Source organism: Limimaricola cinnabarinus LL-001 (genome assembly GCF_000466965.1).
GTDB lineage: Bacteria > Pseudomonadota > Alphaproteobacteria > Rhodobacterales > Rhodobacteraceae > Limimaricola > Limimaricola cinnabarinus.
This window is the reverse complement of record NZ_BATB01000010.1, coordinates 38,474-52,541: the sequence shown is the minus strand read 5'-3', so window position 1 is coordinate 52,541 and position 14,068 is coordinate 38,474. Positions and strand designations below refer to the sequence as shown.

The window sequence follows — 14,068 nt, the reverse complement described above, 5'->3', positions numbered from 1 at the left end:
CCGGGGCCTCAGCGGACGATCGTGCCGGTGCGGCGGATCTTGCGCTGGAGCTGCAGGATTCCGTAGAGCAGCGCCTCGGCGGTCGGCGGGCAGCCCGGGACATAGACGTCCACGGGCACGATCCGGTCGCAGCCGCGCACCACCGAGTAGCTGTAGTGGTAGTAGCCACCGCCATTGGCGCAGGAGCCCATCGAGATCACGTAGCGTGGCTCAGGCATCTGGTCGTAAACCTTGCGCAGCGCCGGCGCCATCTTGTTGGTCAGCGTGCCGGCGACGATCATCAGGTCGGACTGGCGCGGAGAGGCGCGCGGCGCGGTGCCGAACCGCTCAAGGTCGTAGCGCGGCATCGAGGAGTGCATCATCTCCACGGCGCAGCAGGCCAGACCGAAAGTCATCCAGTGCAGGCTGCCAGTGCGCGCCCAGTTGATCATGTCCGCGGTCGAGGTGACGAGAAAGCCCTTGTCGCTCAGTTCGCGGTTAAGGTTCTGCGTGGCGACCTCGCGGTCGGCCCCCGCGGTGTTGGCGCCGGTCATCACTCCCATTCGAGAGCTCCCTTCTTCCATTCGTAGGCGAAACCGATGGTCAGCACGCCGAGGAACACCATCATCGACCAGAAGGCCATCATCGACACCTCGCCGAAGGCCACGGCCCACGGAAAGAGGAACGCCACTTCGAGGTCGAAGATGATGAACAGGATCGACACGAGGTAGAACCGGACGTCGAACTTCATCCGCGCATCGTCGAAGGCGTTGAAGCCACATTCATAGGCCGAGACCTTCTCGGGATCGGGCCTGCGCACGGCAAGCACGACGGCCGCGAGGATCAGGATTGCGCCCAGCGCGATGGCAAGGCCGAGAAAGATCAGGATCGGAAGGTATTCCGCAAGAAGCAGTTCCACGTCGGGTCCTTTCACGCGGGAGCTGTCGGTCGTTGCGCGATCCATAAACCCCGGTCAGGGAAGGGTCAACCGAGCCCAGTGCCCTCGGGATGCGTCGGATGCGCGCAACGGCGTCAATCTCCGACCGGATCCTCGCGCAACTCATGCTTCACCTGCTCGAGCTCGCGGTCGAGGAAGAACGAGATCAGCGAGCGGATGACGACCAGAAGGCCAAGGAACACCAGATCGGCGAATGCGAGGCTGAGGGCCGTATGGATGATGTCCGACACGATGAAGAGTTCGAGCCCGGCAAGGATGTAGCGCCCCAGTTCGATCCGCTCGGTATTGGTGCCGCGCACGCGCGCCTTGGCATTGCGGCGCGTCTCGGCATGCACCACACCCGCGATGAAGCGCAGAGCCCCGACCAGAAGCAACGCGATGGCGAAAAGATCGATCAGCGCCGCGACCCATTCGAGCCCCCCGACCAGCCAGCCGAGATGCTCGTGCAGAACGCCGGCTTCCGCCCCGAATTCCCAGATCGATCCCATCATGGCCTCCTGTTGCGTCGGGGCCTTCATCTGGGCCGTCCGGGCCATAGGTCAACCGGTGGGAACCCTCAAGGCACGAGCGCGTTGGCGGCGCATGACACATCCCCTCCGCCTTGCCCTCCGCCTTGCCCTCCGCCTTGCCGCGCTCGCTCTCGCCCTCTTACCTGCCACCTTGCATGCCGAAGTCGTCGGCAAGGTCGGGGTCGACTGGGTCGGCAACGACGTCCTCGTCGAGGCGATTCCCGACCCCAAAGTCGAAGGGGTGACCTGCCACATCGCCTATTTCGAGCGGTCGGTGATCGACCGTCTGAGCCAAGGCAACTGGTTCGAGGACCCGTCCAACGCCTCGATCGATTGTCGTCAGACCGGCCCGATCGCCCTGGGCAACATCGACCGCTCGCGCGATGGCGAATCCGTGTTCCGCGAAAGCCGTTCGATCATCCTCAAATCGCTCCGGATCACCCGGATCTACGATGAGCAGAACCAAGTGCTGATCTACCTCGCCCATGGCAGCGAACTGACGCAAGGCTCGGCCAAGATGTCCCTCTCGACGATTCCACTCTACGATACCGGCGCAGCGGAATAAGGATACGTCGAGTTCTGCGGGCCACAGAGTATTTGCAGTGAAAAGTCGCACAGCCGTCAGGACTGAGTGGCACACCTTGCCCATTGGTTTGAGTGCTCGACACGGGCGGGCTGGGGGGCGGTCAGTCCAACGCCTGCACCGCTGCCACCAGTTCGTCGTAATGGCCGATCAGCGCTTCGGGATGCAGATCGGCCGTGCGATGTCCGTTGGGACCGAACCGCACGAGGATCGACGGCACGCCCGCCGCCCGCGCGGTGATCCTGTCGGTCTCGGTGTCGCCTACCAACACGCAATAGGCCGGATCGCCCCCTGCCCGGCGCACTGTCTCGCGCAGGCATTCGGGATCGGGCTTGCGCATCCTGAGCGTGTCCGCCCCGATCAGACACACGAAGTGCTCCCGCACGCCGAGACGCGAAAGCAGCTTTTCGGCCAACGCCTCGGGCTTGTTGGTACAAATGGCCACCGGATGGCCAAGCCGCTTCAACTCGGCGATCGCCTTCATCGCACCGGGGAACAGCGTCGAATGCCGGTCGATTTCTTCTTCGTAATAGGCAAGTAAGCGCGGGTATTGCCGATCGACCTCCGCCTCATCAACCTCCCCCACCCGGCTCAGCCCGAGGCGCAGCATGGCGCGCGCACCATGCATGGCCGTGGCCGCGTCCTCTTGCGGGTCGAGCAGCGCCCCAAGCTCGATATCCCTGAAACAGCGGTTGGCTGCGGCGATTAGATCGCCGCTGGTCTCGGCCAAGGTACCGTCGAGGTCGAAGATCACGGCGCGCATGGGCAGTTCTCCTGTAACGAAGCGAAGCGGGAAGTGATGCCGCCAGCGGGCGGTCGGGCTTGTGCCTCTAGATGCGGCTAGTAGAAGTCGGATCAAGCAACAAGAGGGGCAGCAATGGGCACGGCATTGATCGTCCTGGCCGCAGGCCGGGGCACGCGGATGAATTCGGACCTGCCGAAGGTCCTGCACGAAATCGGCCAGTCGCCGCTTTTGCATCATGCGATGGCGGTGGGCATGGCGCTCGAACCTGAGCGTATGATCGTCGTTGCGGGGCACGGCGCCGAAGCGGTGGAACGCGCGGCGACGGCGTATGACGAGGGCATCGTCACGGTCCGGCAGGCGACGCAGGAGGGCACCAGCCACGCCGTGCAACAAGCCCGCCCGGCGCTCGACGGCTTCTCGGGCGACGCGATCGTGCTCTATGGCGACACCCCCTTCATCCGGCCCGACACGCTCGAGGCGATGCTGGCCGCACGCGCCCGCGCCGATGTCGTCGTTCTGGGCTTCGAGGCTGCCGATCCGGGCCGCTATGGCCGATTGGTGACAACGGGCGACAGCCTTGAGCGGATCGTTGAGTTCAAGGATGCCGATGAAGCCACACGCGGCGTCACCCTATGCAATTCCGGCGTGATCGCAGCCGATTGCGAGACGCTGTTCACCCTTCTGGACCGCGTGACCAACGACAACGCCTCTGCGGAATACTACCTCACGGACATCGTCGGCCTCGCCCGCGACGCCGGGCTGAGCGCGGAGGTCGTGCGCTGCGACGAGGCCGAAACGCTCGGCATCAACACCCGCGCCGAGCTAGCCGCCGCCGAGGCCGCGTTTCAAAGGCGCGTTCGCGCCGAGGCGATGGAGGACGGGGTGACCCTGCTCGCACCCGAGACCGTGACCTTCGCCCGCGATACGGTGGTGGGCCGCGACACGGTGATCGAACCCAACGTGGTGTTCGGCCCCGGCGTGACGGTGGAGAGCGGCGCAAGGATCCGCGCCTTTTCACATCTGGAGGGCTGTCACGTCTCGCGCGGGGCCACCGTCGGCCCCTTCGCCCGGCTTCGCCCCGGTGCCGAGCTGGCCGAAGACGTGCATGTCGGTAACTTCGTCGAGATCAAGAACGCGCAGATCGGCACCGGGGCCAAGGTCAACCACCTGACATATCTGGGCGATGCCGATATCGGCGCGGGCACCAATGTCGGCGCGGGCACCATCACCTGCAATTACGACGGCGTGTTCAAACATCGCACCACCGTGGGGCGTGATGTTTTCATCGGCTCGAACACCATGCTGGTGGCGCCGGTAACGCTTGGCGACAACGCCATGACCGCAACCGGCACGGTGGTGACGCATAACGTCCCGTCGGGCGACATGGCCGTAGGGCGTGCGAAACAGACCAACAAGCCGGGCTTCGCGACCCGTTTCTTCGACAAGCTGCGCGCCGCCAAGGCCGCCAAGACTAAGGACAACTGAGATGTGCGGAATCGTAGGCGTATTAGGAACACACGAGGCTGCGCCGCTTCTCGTCGAAGCGCTGGGACGGCTCGAATATCGCGGCTATGACAGCGCTGGCATCGCCACGGTAAGCGAGGGCCGCCTCGACCGCCGCCGCGCGGTGGGCAAGCTGGTGAACCTCTCGGACCGACTGGTGCATGAGCCGCTGCGCGGTCTTTCGGGCATCGGCCACACCCGCTGGGCCACCCATGGTGCGCCGACCGAGGCCAACGCCCATCCCCATGCCGGCGCGCGCGTCGCCGTGGTTCACAATGGCATCATCGAGAACTTCCGCGAGCTGCGCACGGAGTTGGCCGCCGAAGGCATCGGCACCCGCACCGACACCGACACCGAGACCGTGGCGCTGATCTGCCAACTGCATCTCGATCGCGGCATGCCGCCGCGCGAGGCGGCCGCCGCCACGATCGCGCGGCTGGAAGGCGCCTATGCGCTGTGCTTCCTGTTCGAGAAAGAGCCCGACCTGCTCATCGCGGCGCGCAAGGGCAGCCCGCTGGCCATCGGCCATGGCGAGGGCGAGATGTTCGTCGGCTCGGACGCGATCGCGCTTGGCAACCTGACCGACCGGATCACCTATCTTGACGAGGGTGACCGCGCCGAGGTGACCCGCGCCGGCATTATGATCTTCGACGCCGAGGGCCGCGAGGTGTCGCGCGCCGAAAAGCGCATCGCGCAGGCGGCCGCGCAGGTCGATAAGGCCGGACACAAGCACTTCATGGCCAAGGAGATCGCCGAGCAGCCGCGTGTGCTGGCCGAGGCGCTGAAGCACTACCTGACGCCAGAGGACGCGATCACCCTGCCGGAGCCTGGCATCGATTTCACTGCCATCGACCGGCTGACGCTAGTGGCCTGCGGCACGGCCTTCTACGCCTGCAATGTCGCGAAATACTGGTTCGAACAGGTCGCGCGCCTGCCCGTCGAGATCGACGTTGCCTCGGAGTATCGCTACCGCGAGCCCCCGGTCCCGGCGCGCACGGCGGCGCTTTTCGTCAGCCAGTCGGGCGAAACCGCCGACACGTTGGCGGCGCTGCGCTATGCCAAGGGCAAGGCCTCCAGCATCCTGTCGGTGGTGAACGTTACCGAAAGCTCGATCGCGCGTGACAGCGATCTCGCGCTGCCGATCCTCGCCGGCGCCGAGATCGGCGTGGCTTCGACCAAGGCCTTCACCTGCCAGCTGCTGGTGCTCGGCGCGCTGGCGCTCGAGGCGGCACGGCAGCGCGGCACGCTCGATGACGCGACCCTGGCCGCCCATGTGCGGGGCCTGCGCGAGCTGCCCGGCCTGATCCATCAGGGCCTCACCATCGAGGCCGAATGCCAGCGCGTCGCGCGCGGTCTCGCGGAGGCACGCGACATCCTATTTCTGGGCCGGGGGCGGATGTATCCCCTTGCCCTTGAAGGAGCGCTGAAGCTCAAGGAAATCAGTTACATCCACGCCGAAGCTTATGCCTCAGGCGAGCTCAAGCATGGCCCCATCGCACTGGTGGACGAGCATGTGCCAGTGATCGTCATGGCGCCGCATGACGAGCTGTTCGACAAGACCGTGTCGAACATGCAGGAAGTGATGGCGCGTGGTGGAAAGGTTCTGCTGATCACCGACAGCAAGGGCGCGCGGATCGCTGGAGAAGGGGCATGGGAAGTGATCACCCTGCCCGAGATCGACCCGCTCTGGGCGCCGATCCTCTACGCAGTCCCCGCGCAACTGCTCGCCTATCATACGGCGGTGGCCAAGGGCACCGATGTCGACCAGCCCCGTAACCTCGCCAAATCCGTCACCGTCGAGTGACATGAAAAAGGGGGCGCAAGGCCCCCTTTTTCTGCAAGTTGCGAGACTCCGACGCCGCCCTCTTAGCCGCGATAGACCGTCAGCTCCGGCAGATCGGTCAACGGCACTTCGAGAAGGCGCATCGCGGGCAGGCTGATCTCGCTGCCGGACCCGGACGCCCCGCCCGAGGGCCGCAGTTCCAGCTTCACCGATTTGCCGTTCGTGGCCTCGACCCGGCCTTGGGCCACGCTGCTCACCAGCGGCGTCTCGATCCACAGCCCCGGATCGGCGGGAGAGCCCAGCGATGCGACGGTCGTGCCGAGCCTTTGCTCGCCCACGGGTTCGGGTGCCGCGGTGGCGGCGGCGCGCTGTTCGGGCGTGGTGGTGTCGAGCGCCTCGGCGCTGGCCGCACCCGAGGGCGGCGGCGGTGCGGGCTGCGCCACCGGCTGCGGGGCGGGCGTCGGCGCGGCGGCAGCCGGTGCTTCGACCGGAGCACTGGCGGGTTGCAGCTCGGCGCAGGCGGCCAGAAGGCCGAGCGCGGTAAGGGCGGAGGGGAGCATGAGGCGTTTCATGCTCGCAAGGATAGCGGCACCTTCCGTCCGGACAAGGGCGCGCACAAGCGCGATCACCTGCAGTTTGCTTGCCAACGCCCCCCCTCGCACCTACCTTGCGGCCATGACAATCGCACCCGTTCCGCCCCCCGCAGCCCCTCTGATCGACCCCTTTGCACGGGCGATCCGCTACCTGCGGGTCTCGGTCACGGATCGCTGCGACTTTCGCTGCGTCTACTGCATGTCGGAAAAGATGCAGTTCCTCCCCAAGAAGGAGCTGCTGACGCTCGAGGAGTTGGACCGGCTCTGCTCGGCCTTCATCCGACTTGGCGTCGAAAAACTGCGCATCACCGGGGGCGAGCCCTTGGTGCGGCGCAACATCATGGAATTTTTCCGGGCCATGACGCGGCATCTCGAGAGCGGCGCGCTCAAGGAGCTGACGCTGACCACCAATGGCAGCCAACTCGGCAAGTATGCCGAGGAGCTTTTCGCGGCAGGAGTGCGTCGGATCAACGTCTCGCTCGACACGCTCGACGAGGACAAGTTCGCCCGCGTCACCCGCTGGGGCCGCCTGCCGCAGGTGCTTGATGGCATCGACGCGGCGCTGGCCGCCGGGCTCAAGGTCAAGATCAACACGGTGGCGCTCAAGGGCTTCAACGAGGACGAGCTGTTTACCCTGACCGAGTTCTGCGCCGCGCGCGACATGGACCTGACGTTCATCGAGGTCATGCCGATGGGCGACATCGGCAACGAGGACCGAATCGGCCAGTACTGGAACCTGCGCGAGTTGCGCGACGTGCTGGGCGAGCGCTATTCACTGCACGATCTGCCAGACCGCACCGGTGGCCCCGCGCGCTATGTCATGCTTGGCGAGACACGCCAGCGCGTGGGCTTCATCACCCCGATGAGCCATAATTTCTGCGAAAGCTGTAACCGGGTGCGTGTCACCTGCACCGGCGAGATCTACACCTGTCTCGGGCAGGAGGGTCATTCGGACCTGCGTGGGCCACTGCGCGCCAGCGAAGGCGACGCGGGGCTGGAGCGCGCAATCCGCGCCGCGATCGCGCTCAAGCCCAAGGGGCATGATTTCGATTATGACCGGCAGGAGGTCTCGGGCCGGGTCAGCCGTCACATGAGCCACACCGGGGGATGAGCGACGCCCCTTGGGCGCTCCGGCTCTGGCTCTGCGGATCTCGGGCGCTGCCCCGCATCGCCGAAATCACCCTCGCACGCCGTGTGCATCGCGCTCAGAACTCTGTCCCCGCCCGCCTTGGCGAACGTTTGGGTCGCGCCATGATCGAGCGGCCCGAAGGCACTCTTGTCTGGATCAACGCGGCGTCGGTCGGCGAAGTGGCCTCGATCGCGGATCTGGCGCGTGACCTGATGACCGAAGGGCATCGCGTTCTTGTCACCACCACCACGACCACGGGCGGATCGCGGGCGCGACAGATCGAGGGGGCGCTCCATCAATACCAGCCGCTCGATACGGCCCGCGCGGTGCGGCGCTTCCTCGATCACTGGCGTCCCGATCTGGCCTGTTTCGTCGAGGGTGATCTCTGGCCCCGCCTTCTGGCCGAAGCCTCAAGGCGCCATGTCCCGCTCGCATTGCTCAACGCCCGCCCCTCGCGCTCGCGCAGCCGTGCCCCCAGGCTCAGCGCGGCGCTGTTGTCGCGCTTCGACCTTGTGACGGCGCAGACCGACGCGGTGCGGTCCGAGATCACGAGCCTCGGCGTGCTCGCCGACCGCGTGCTCGTCCCCGGCGATCTGAAATCCGCCGCAGCCCCCCTCCCCGCCGACCCGCAGCGCCTTGCGGATCTGCGCTCCGAGTTCGAGGGCGCGCCGCTCTGGGCCGCCGTATCGACCCATGCCGAGGACGAGGCCGCGGTAATCGCGGCGCACCTGGCGGCGAGGGTGCGGCATCCCGGGCTGCGGCTGATCCTCGCGCCGCGCCACCCCGATCGGGCCGAGGCGGTGGCGAAGTCCTTGGCAGAGGCGGGGCTGACATTCGCCCGAGGCGGCACGCCCGGTCAGGCCGAGGTCTGGCTCGTCGACCGACTTGGCGAAACCGGGCTGGTCTATCGTCTGGTGCCGCTGGTGTTCTTGGGGGGCTCCCTTGGTCCGCAGGGCGGTCACAACCCTTGGGAGGCAGCCGTGCTGGGCGTGGCACTGTTGCACGGCCCGCGCGTGTCCAACGCCGCGCAGGCCCACGCCACGCTCGACGCGGCAGGGGCCGCGCGCGCGGTGCCGGAGGCATCGTCGCTCGGCGCGGCGGTGGGCGACCTGATCGACTCGGAAGAACTTGCGCTGATGGGTGCGGCGGCGGCGCAGGTCATGGCGGATCGCGGACAGGCCCGACCCCGCACGCTGGCCGCGTTGCGCGGGCTGATCGGAGCGAGGCTTGCGCCTGAACGCGCGATACCCGAGATAGCGCCATGACCCTGCGCGCCGTGATCCTCAACGACACCTCTTCGCGTTACCATCATGGCTGTTCGCGGGTGATGCGGCTGCTGGTGGCGGGATTGGAACGTCACGGGCTCACCATCACCGCCCGCAGCCCGGCGCGGCACGACTGGGCCGGGGATGACGGGCTCCTGAGCGCTATGCGCGCCGCGGACGTCATTGTCGTCAATGGCGAAGGCACGCTGCATCATGGCCGCCCGGCGGGGGCGCGGCTCCTTGCCGTGGCGCAGCATGCGGCGCGCGCAGACACACCGCTCGCGCTCGTCAACGCGCTCTGGCAGGACAACCCGGAAGACTGGTCGAAGCCTCTGGCCAGATTCGACCTGATCGCCGCACGAGACAGCGTCAGCGCCGAGGACATGGCTCATGCCACGAGGGCTGAGGTACGCTGGCTACCCGACCTGTCGCTCTCCGCCCCTGCCGAGATCACGCCCGGTCCGCGCCGGGGCGTCATCATCGGCGACAGCGTGAAGCCCGGCCCGCGCCGGGTGCTGGGCCGCGCCGCGCGACGGTATCGCGACGCAAGGCTGGTGCCGACCAAGACGCTGAGCAGTCGGCTCTGGCGGTTCGCCCCGACCCGTGCCGCGCTGGCGGCGGCTTGGTTCGGCGGGCTTGGACTGCCGCCACTGGACATGCCCGGCGACGAGGCCGCCTATCTCGACCGGATCGCTCGCGCCGACCTGCATCTCACGGGACGGTTCCATGCGGTGTGCCTGTCGATGCTGACCGAGACGCCGTTTCTGGCGCTGGGCTCCAACGCGTCGAAGATCGAACGGCTGCTGGCGGATGCCGGGCTTGGTCAGGCGCGGCTGCTCGGAGCCGAGGCACTGGCCCACCCTCCCGAAGCGGCCCCGTTCAGTACCGGAGAACTGGATGCGATCCGAAGCTTCCGAGAGCGGGCTCAGCGCCAAGCCGAGGCGCTGTTCGCAGATATCGCGGCACTTGCCCGGAGGGAGCCATGAACAGGATCGCCTTCGAGATCGCTAAGCGGCGCGGCGACGAAGCTCGATTGTCACAGCTTGGTCTGCCTGAACCGGACCTCTTGTCGCGGCTCGCGGGACGCCATGTGGCTTTGGTCGGCAATGCGCGCTCGCTGACAGACAAGACGCAGGGCGCAGAGATCGACGCCGCCGAGATCGTCATAAGGCTCAACGCCGCACCAATGCCGAGCCCGGTCTCGCACGGACGCCGCACCGATTGGCTTGCCATGTCGATCGCGGTTCCCGCCCCCGTGATTTCGGCTCTGGCGCCCGAACTGCTCTTGTGGATGACACCCAAGCGAAAGCGCCTGCCATGGCGGGTGGCCTGCATCCCGGGCTTCGCGCTGCTACCTGCGGCCCGTGCGGCAATCCTGCGTCGAGAACTGGGGGCACGCCCCACCACGGGCATGCTCGCTATCGATCTGCTCACGCGCTCGGATCTCGCTTCGGCAAGGCTCTACGGATTCGATTTCTTTGCGTCGAAATCGCTGTCGGGTGGTCGCGCCGCCACTGATGTGCCGCATGACTTTGCAGCAGAGCACGACCGGGTCGCAGGACTTATGGCCACCGACCCGCGCTTTTCACTGGCCTGAGGTCAGGCCGCCGGCATCCGGCGCTCGACGATGCCCGACCACCACGAACAGCCCGCCGGGATCGCGTCGTCGGAGAAGTCGTACTCGGGATGGTGCACCGAAGCCGTGTCGCCGTTGCCGACGAGGATATAGGCACCGGGGCGTTCTTCGAGCATGTAGGCGAAATCCTCTCCCCCCATGACAAGCGGCGCCTCGGCGCAGTCGCCCGAAACCTCGCGCGCCACTTGTATCGCGAAATCTGTCTCAGCCTCATGGTTGATCATCACCGGGTAGCCCTTGATGTAGTTAACCTTGGCCTCGGCGCCGTAGGCCCGCGCCGTGGTCTCGGCGATGGCGGTCAGCCGCTCCTGCCCGAGCTTGCGCAGTTCCGGCGACATGGTGCGCACGGTGCCCTTCATCTGCACCCGCTGGGCGATCACGTTGAAGGCTTTGGACGAGGTCTCGAAGGAGGTGACGGAGACCACGATCTGCTCGGTCGGGTCGGCGTTGCGACTGGCGATCGACTGCAGGGCGAGAACGACATGCGACGCGACCAGCGTGGAATCCACCGTCTCATGCGGTTTGGCCGCGTGGCCGCCACGGCCTTCGACGGTGATCTCGAACTGGTCGGTCGAGGCGAAGAACGCGCCGGGCCGGATCGCGAACTGCCCCAACGGAATGCCGGGCCAGTTGTGCATGCCATAGACCTCCTGGATGCCGAAGCGCTCCATCAGCCCGTCTTCGCACATCTCGCGGCCACCTCCGCCGCCCTCCTCGGCGGGCTGGAAGATCACGACGACCGTGCCATCGAAATTACGCGTCTCGGAAAGATATTTCACCGCCCCTAGCAGCATCGCGGTGTGGCCGTCATGGCCGCAGGCATGCATCGCGCCGGAGGTCTTGGAGGCATAGGGCTTGCCGGTCTGTTCATGGATCGGCAGCGCGTCCATATCCGCGCGCAGGCCGATCACCTTGCCCGAGGCGGTCTGTTTGCCACGGATCACGCCAACCACGCCGGTGCGGCCCAGCCCCTCGACCACATCGTCGCAACCGAAGGCGCGCAGCTTTTCGGCCACGACACCGGAGGTACGGTGCGTGTCGTAGAGGATCTCGGGATTCTCGTGCAGGTCGCGCCGCCACTCGGTGATCTCGGGGAGGAGTTCGGCGAAACGGTTCTTGATCGGCATGGGGCGTCCTTCGGAGCGGAATCTCGGCAGCGATGCGAGACTGCGCCCATGCGTGGCCGGGCGCAAGATGGTGCCCGCCTGCCGCGCCGTCAGGGACGCCAGTGCTCCTCCACCCATGGCGTGGGACGGATGTAATGGCGCAGATAGCGCAACGGCTTGTCCGGCCGGTTGTTTGTGAACAGCCCGCGCAGATGCGCGCCCGCGCTTTCGGGTGCATAGGGCGGATAATGACCCTCGATCGCATGGGTCGGATGCAGCCCACCCGGAAAGATCACGATGCGGGCGTCATCGGGCAGCTTTGGCGCGGCAAGGTAGTTGAGCGGAAACGGCCTGCGGCAATGCATGCGGAAATGCCGGACCCATGCCTTGGGAAAGAGCTTCGCTCCGCCCGGCGCGTTGCGGGTCACGAAACGCTGCTCGAAGCGGAACTCGTCGGCGATGCCCTGCGGATCGGCGCGGAACCGCTCCTGCAGCGGCACCAGCTTGCCCACCGGGAAGCGGAACACCGAAGTCTGGCCCAGCTTTTCAAGCGGCGTGTTGGGGTTGCGCGACAGGATCACGTCATCCGCATCGCCATGGCTGAAGAAGTCGTCGAGCGATCCGGTGACGACCAGATCGAGATCCATGAACAGCACCGGCCCAGTCAGATCTCCCAACCTCGGCCCCCAGAGCCGCGACTTGGGCCAGATGCCCTTGGAGTTCTTCGGCATCTCCACATCGATCGGCGGCAGGTCCTGACAATCCACCTCAGGGCGGATGCCGTCGCGGTTGTCGGTGAAGCAGGTGAAGCTGAAAGGCGGCGTGATATTGCGCGCCACCATGCCGTAGAGCCGGTTGATGAAGGGCGCGCCGTATTTCGTGCCCCAGTTGATGCAGATCACCTGCTTGATCATCGCCCGTTCCTTTCGCATCCGCGGCCTGTCTAGCGCGTGGCGCGGCGGGCGACCAGCCGCCGGCGGCGCGGCCTAGTGCAGCCGCTTTCGAATGCGTTGCAGCATCAGCCAGACCAGCGCCACCACCGGCAGCACCAGCGCCGCCGTCAGGGCTGTCTTGTCGATGCCCATCGGATAGGCCAGTGGCGCGAGCAGATACGTGGCAAGGCTCACTGCATAATAGCTGATCGCCACGACGCTGAGCCCCTCGACCGTATGCTGCAGCCGAAGCTGCGCGTCTGCGCGGCGATCCATCGATGACAGCAGATCCTGATTCTGGGCCGACCGCTCCACATCAACCCGGGTGCGCAGCAGGTCGCCCGCCCGCGCCGCGCGCTCGGACATGGCGGCAAGCCGGCGGTCGGTCGATTCGACCGTCCGCATCGCCGGATCGAAGCGTCGCATCATGAATTCCGTGAAGGTCTGCCGTCCGCCGAACCGCGCCTCGCGCAACACGCCGATGCGCTGGTTCACCAGCGTCTCGTAGGCCCGCGTCGCGCCGGAGCGAAAGCCGGATTGAGCGCGCAGCTTCTCCAGTTCCGCCGACACCTCCAGAAGCACGGCGAGGGTCGCAGCCGGATCGCCCGGCCCGGCGGCCATTTCGGTGACGAGATCCGATAGGCGGGATTCAAGCGCGCCGATGCGCGGCCCCATGGCGCGGGCCTGCGCGAGGCCCAGCATCGCCATGGTCTTGTAGGTCTCGATCTCGCACAGGCGTTGCACCACCCGGCCGATCCGCCGCTCACCGGTGCCGGGACGGGCAAAGACGGCAAAGCGCATGTGCCCCGCCGCATCGATGCGAAAATCGCCCGCGACGATGAGCTGGTCGTCGAGCACCCGGCTCAGGGCCATGCTTTCGGCCACGAACCACGATTCCGCGCGCCGCGCGATCTCGTCCTCGCCTGCCGCCAGCTCTACCCGGATCAGCGCCGAGGTCAGCCGCTGGCCCGGCGCGGCGGCGAGCCAGTCGGCCGGAAACCCGGCGAGCCCCTCGCGGAAGGGCGGCTCGGAGGGGCCGTCGCTCAGGATCATGTAGGTGGAGAACTCGGTGTGGCTCTCCCATTTCAGCCGGTGCCGCCCGATCTGGCCCGACCAATGCGTCGCGCCGGGTTGCGGATGCGCCGCGCCGAACCAATCGAGCAGCGCCAGCAGATGCGCGCGCTCGGCCTCGAGATCACGCGGCGCGCCCTCGGTCGGACCGATGGCCAAAAACGCCGCCTGCCCCGGCGCCACGAGGCTCGGGAAAGGCCGTGCATGCAGCTCGTTGGCTAGTTCCTGGCGCAGCGGGTGATCGGCAAGGGTCATGGCGGCTCCGGTGGCTGACGT

The 14,068-nt window shown here is 66.8% G+C and carries 15 protein-coding genes; 7 read left to right on the top strand and 8 right to left on the bottom strand.

The features are described from left to right. Positions 1-8: 8 nt before the first annotated feature. The 3 genes from MBELCI_RS05950 to MBELCI_RS05940 all read right to left on the bottom strand — a co-directional run bounded on the left by MBELCI_RS05950 (position 9) and on the right by MBELCI_RS05940 (position 1,425). Complete coding sequence (locus tag MBELCI_RS05950; RefSeq protein ID WP_045319773.1) at positions 9-533, bottom strand: NuoB/complex I 20 kDa subunit family protein; 525 nt, start codon at positions 531-533, stop codon at positions 9-11. Then, positions 533-898 (bottom strand): NADH-quinone oxidoreductase subunit A, encoded by a 366-nt coding sequence (locus MBELCI_RS05945; RefSeq protein WP_017927374.1) that lies wholly within the window; start codon positions 896-898, stop codon positions 533-535. Before MBELCI_RS05945 ends, MBELCI_RS05950 begins: the two co-directional genes overlap by 1 nt. A 113-nt stretch (positions 899-1,011) precedes the next feature. Next, on the bottom strand, positions 1,012-1,425 hold the full coding sequence (locus MBELCI_RS05940; protein ID WP_045319778.1) for a DUF1622 domain-containing protein: 414 nt from the start codon (positions 1,423-1,425) through the stop codon (positions 1,012-1,014). A gap of 94 nt (positions 1,426-1,519) precedes the next feature. Here MBELCI_RS05940 and MBELCI_RS05935 point away from each other — a divergent pair, with 94 nt between their 5' ends. Further along, entirely contained in the window at positions 1,520-2,011 is a 492-nt protein-coding gene (locus MBELCI_RS05935; RefSeq protein ID WP_045319772.1) for a CreA family protein, read from the top strand. 121 nt (positions 2,012-2,132) lie between these two features. Here MBELCI_RS05935 and MBELCI_RS05930 read toward each other — a convergent pair whose 3' ends face one another. Further along, positions 2,133-2,792 (bottom strand): HAD-IA family hydrolase, encoded by a 660-nt coding sequence (locus MBELCI_RS05930; protein WP_021693254.1) that lies wholly within the window; start codon positions 2,790-2,792, stop codon positions 2,133-2,135. 114 nt (positions 2,793-2,906) lie between these two features. Here MBELCI_RS05930 and glmU point away from each other — a divergent pair, with 114 nt between their 5' ends. Both glmU and glmS read left to right on the top strand, forming a co-directional pair. Beyond that, positions 2,907-4,259 carry a bifunctional UDP-N-acetylglucosamine diphosphorylase/glucosamine-1-phosphate N-acetyltransferase GlmU gene (gene glmU, locus MBELCI_RS05925; protein ID WP_021693253.1) on the top strand — a complete coding sequence of 451 codons (1,353 nt, stop codon included), beginning with the start codon at positions 2,907-2,909 and terminating at the stop codon, positions 4,257-4,259. 1 nt (position 4,260) lies between these two features. Then, positions 4,261-6,081, top strand: coding sequence for a glutamine--fructose-6-phosphate transaminase (isomerizing) (gene glmS / locus MBELCI_RS05920; RefSeq protein ID WP_021693252.1), 1,821 nt, complete (start codon positions 4,261-4,263; stop codon positions 6,079-6,081). Positions 6,082-6,143: 62 nt separating this feature from the next. Here glmS and MBELCI_RS05915 read toward each other — a convergent pair whose 3' ends face one another. Continuing rightward, positions 6,144-6,620 (bottom strand): hypothetical protein, encoded by a 477-nt coding sequence (locus MBELCI_RS05915; protein WP_021693251.1) that lies wholly within the window; start codon positions 6,618-6,620, stop codon positions 6,144-6,146. Between the two features lie 115 nt (positions 6,621-6,735). On the opposite strand from MBELCI_RS05915, the gene moaA reads away from it, so the two are divergent. From moaA to MBELCI_RS05895, 4 genes are read left to right on the top strand one after another with little or no spacing between them, the layout of a single operon-like run. Next, positions 6,736-7,764, top strand: a complete 1,029-nt coding sequence (gene moaA, locus MBELCI_RS05910; protein ID WP_021693250.1) for a GTP 3',8-cyclase MoaA — start codon at positions 6,736-6,738, stop codon at positions 7,762-7,764. Next, on the top strand, positions 7,761-9,047 hold the full coding sequence (locus tag MBELCI_RS05905; protein ID WP_021693249.1) for a 3-deoxy-D-manno-octulosonic acid transferase: 1,287 nt from the start codon (positions 7,761-7,763) through the stop codon (positions 9,045-9,047). The genes moaA and MBELCI_RS05905 overlap by 4 nt, the downstream gene beginning before the upstream one ends. Then, positions 9,044-10,033, top strand: coding sequence for a polysaccharide pyruvyl transferase family protein (locus tag MBELCI_RS05900; protein ID WP_021693248.1), 990 nt, complete (start codon positions 9,044-9,046; stop codon positions 10,031-10,033). The genes MBELCI_RS05905 and MBELCI_RS05900 overlap by 4 nt, the downstream gene beginning before the upstream one ends. Further along, a complete protein-coding gene (locus MBELCI_RS05895) occupies positions 10,030-10,644 on the top strand; it encodes a glycosyltransferase family 29 protein (protein ID WP_021693247.1) in 615 nt (204 codons plus the stop codon). Before MBELCI_RS05900 ends, MBELCI_RS05895 begins: the two co-directional genes overlap by 4 nt. Positions 10,645-10,646: 2 nt before the next feature. On the opposite strand, the gene MBELCI_RS05890 is transcribed toward MBELCI_RS05895, so the two are convergent. From MBELCI_RS05890 to MBELCI_RS05880, 3 genes are all read right to left on the bottom strand, one after another. Beyond that, on the bottom strand, positions 10,647-11,810 hold the full coding sequence (locus tag MBELCI_RS05890; protein WP_021693246.1) for a M20 aminoacylase family protein: 1,164 nt from the start codon (positions 11,808-11,810) through the stop codon (positions 10,647-10,649). 89 nt (positions 11,811-11,899) lie between these two features. Next, complete coding sequence (locus MBELCI_RS05885) at positions 11,900-12,703, bottom strand: hypothetical protein (RefSeq protein WP_021693245.1); 804 nt, start codon at positions 12,701-12,703, stop codon at positions 11,900-11,902. Between the two features lie 72 nt (positions 12,704-12,775). Further along, positions 12,776-14,047, bottom strand: a complete 1,272-nt coding sequence (locus MBELCI_RS05880) for a DUF3422 family protein (RefSeq protein WP_021693244.1) — start codon at positions 14,045-14,047, stop codon at positions 12,776-12,778. Positions 14,048-14,068: the final 21 nt, after the last annotated feature.

What these genes read in the sequence shown, in the direction of transcription:
- MBELCI_RS05905 (WP_021693249.1), top strand. Translation starts at nt 7,761, where the DNA reads ATGAGCGACGCCCCTTGGGCGCTCCGGCTCTGGCTCTGCGGATCTCGG.
- glmU (WP_021693253.1), top strand. Translation starts at nt 2,907, where the DNA reads ATGGGCACGGCATTGATCGTCCTGGCCGCAGGCCGGGGCACGCGGATG.
- MBELCI_RS05880 (WP_021693244.1), bottom strand. Translation starts at nt 14,047, where the DNA reads ATGACCCTTGCCGATCACCCGCTGCGCCAGGAACTAGCCAACGAGCTG.
- moaA (WP_021693250.1), top strand. Translation starts at nt 6,736, where the DNA reads ATGACAATCGCACCCGTTCCGCCCCCCGCAGCCCCTCTGATCGACCCC.
- MBELCI_RS05900 (WP_021693248.1), top strand. Translation starts at nt 9,044, where the DNA reads ATGACCCTGCGCGCCGTGATCCTCAACGACACCTCTTCGCGTTACCAT.
- MBELCI_RS05890 (WP_021693246.1), bottom strand. Translation starts at nt 11,810, where the DNA reads ATGCCGATCAAGAACCGTTTCGCCGAACTCCTCCCCGAGATCACCGAG.
- glmS (WP_021693252.1), top strand. Translation starts at nt 4,261, where the DNA reads ATGTGCGGAATCGTAGGCGTATTAGGAACACACGAGGCTGCGCCGCTT.
- MBELCI_RS05930 (WP_021693254.1), bottom strand. Translation starts at nt 2,792, where the DNA reads ATGCGCGCCGTGATCTTCGACCTCGACGGTACCTTGGCCGAGACCAGC.
- MBELCI_RS05895 (WP_021693247.1), top strand. Translation starts at nt 10,030, where the DNA reads ATGAACAGGATCGCCTTCGAGATCGCTAAGCGGCGCGGCGACGAAGCT.
- MBELCI_RS05915 (WP_021693251.1), bottom strand. Translation starts at nt 6,620, where the DNA reads ATGCTCCCCTCCGCCCTTACCGCGCTCGGCCTTCTGGCCGCCTGCGCC.
- MBELCI_RS05940 (WP_045319778.1), bottom strand. Translation starts at nt 1,425, where the DNA reads ATGGGATCGATCTGGGAATTCGGGGCGGAAGCCGGCGTTCTGCACGAG.
- MBELCI_RS05935 (WP_045319772.1), top strand. Translation starts at nt 1,520, where the DNA reads ATGACACATCCCCTCCGCCTTGCCCTCCGCCTTGCCCTCCGCCTTGCC.
- MBELCI_RS05950 (WP_045319773.1), bottom strand. Translation starts at nt 533, where the DNA reads ATGACCGGCGCCAACACCGCGGGGGCCGACCGCGAGGTCGCCACGCAG.
- MBELCI_RS05885 (WP_021693245.1), bottom strand. Translation starts at nt 12,703, where the DNA reads ATGATCAAGCAGGTGATCTGCATCAACTGGGGCACGAAATACGGCGCG.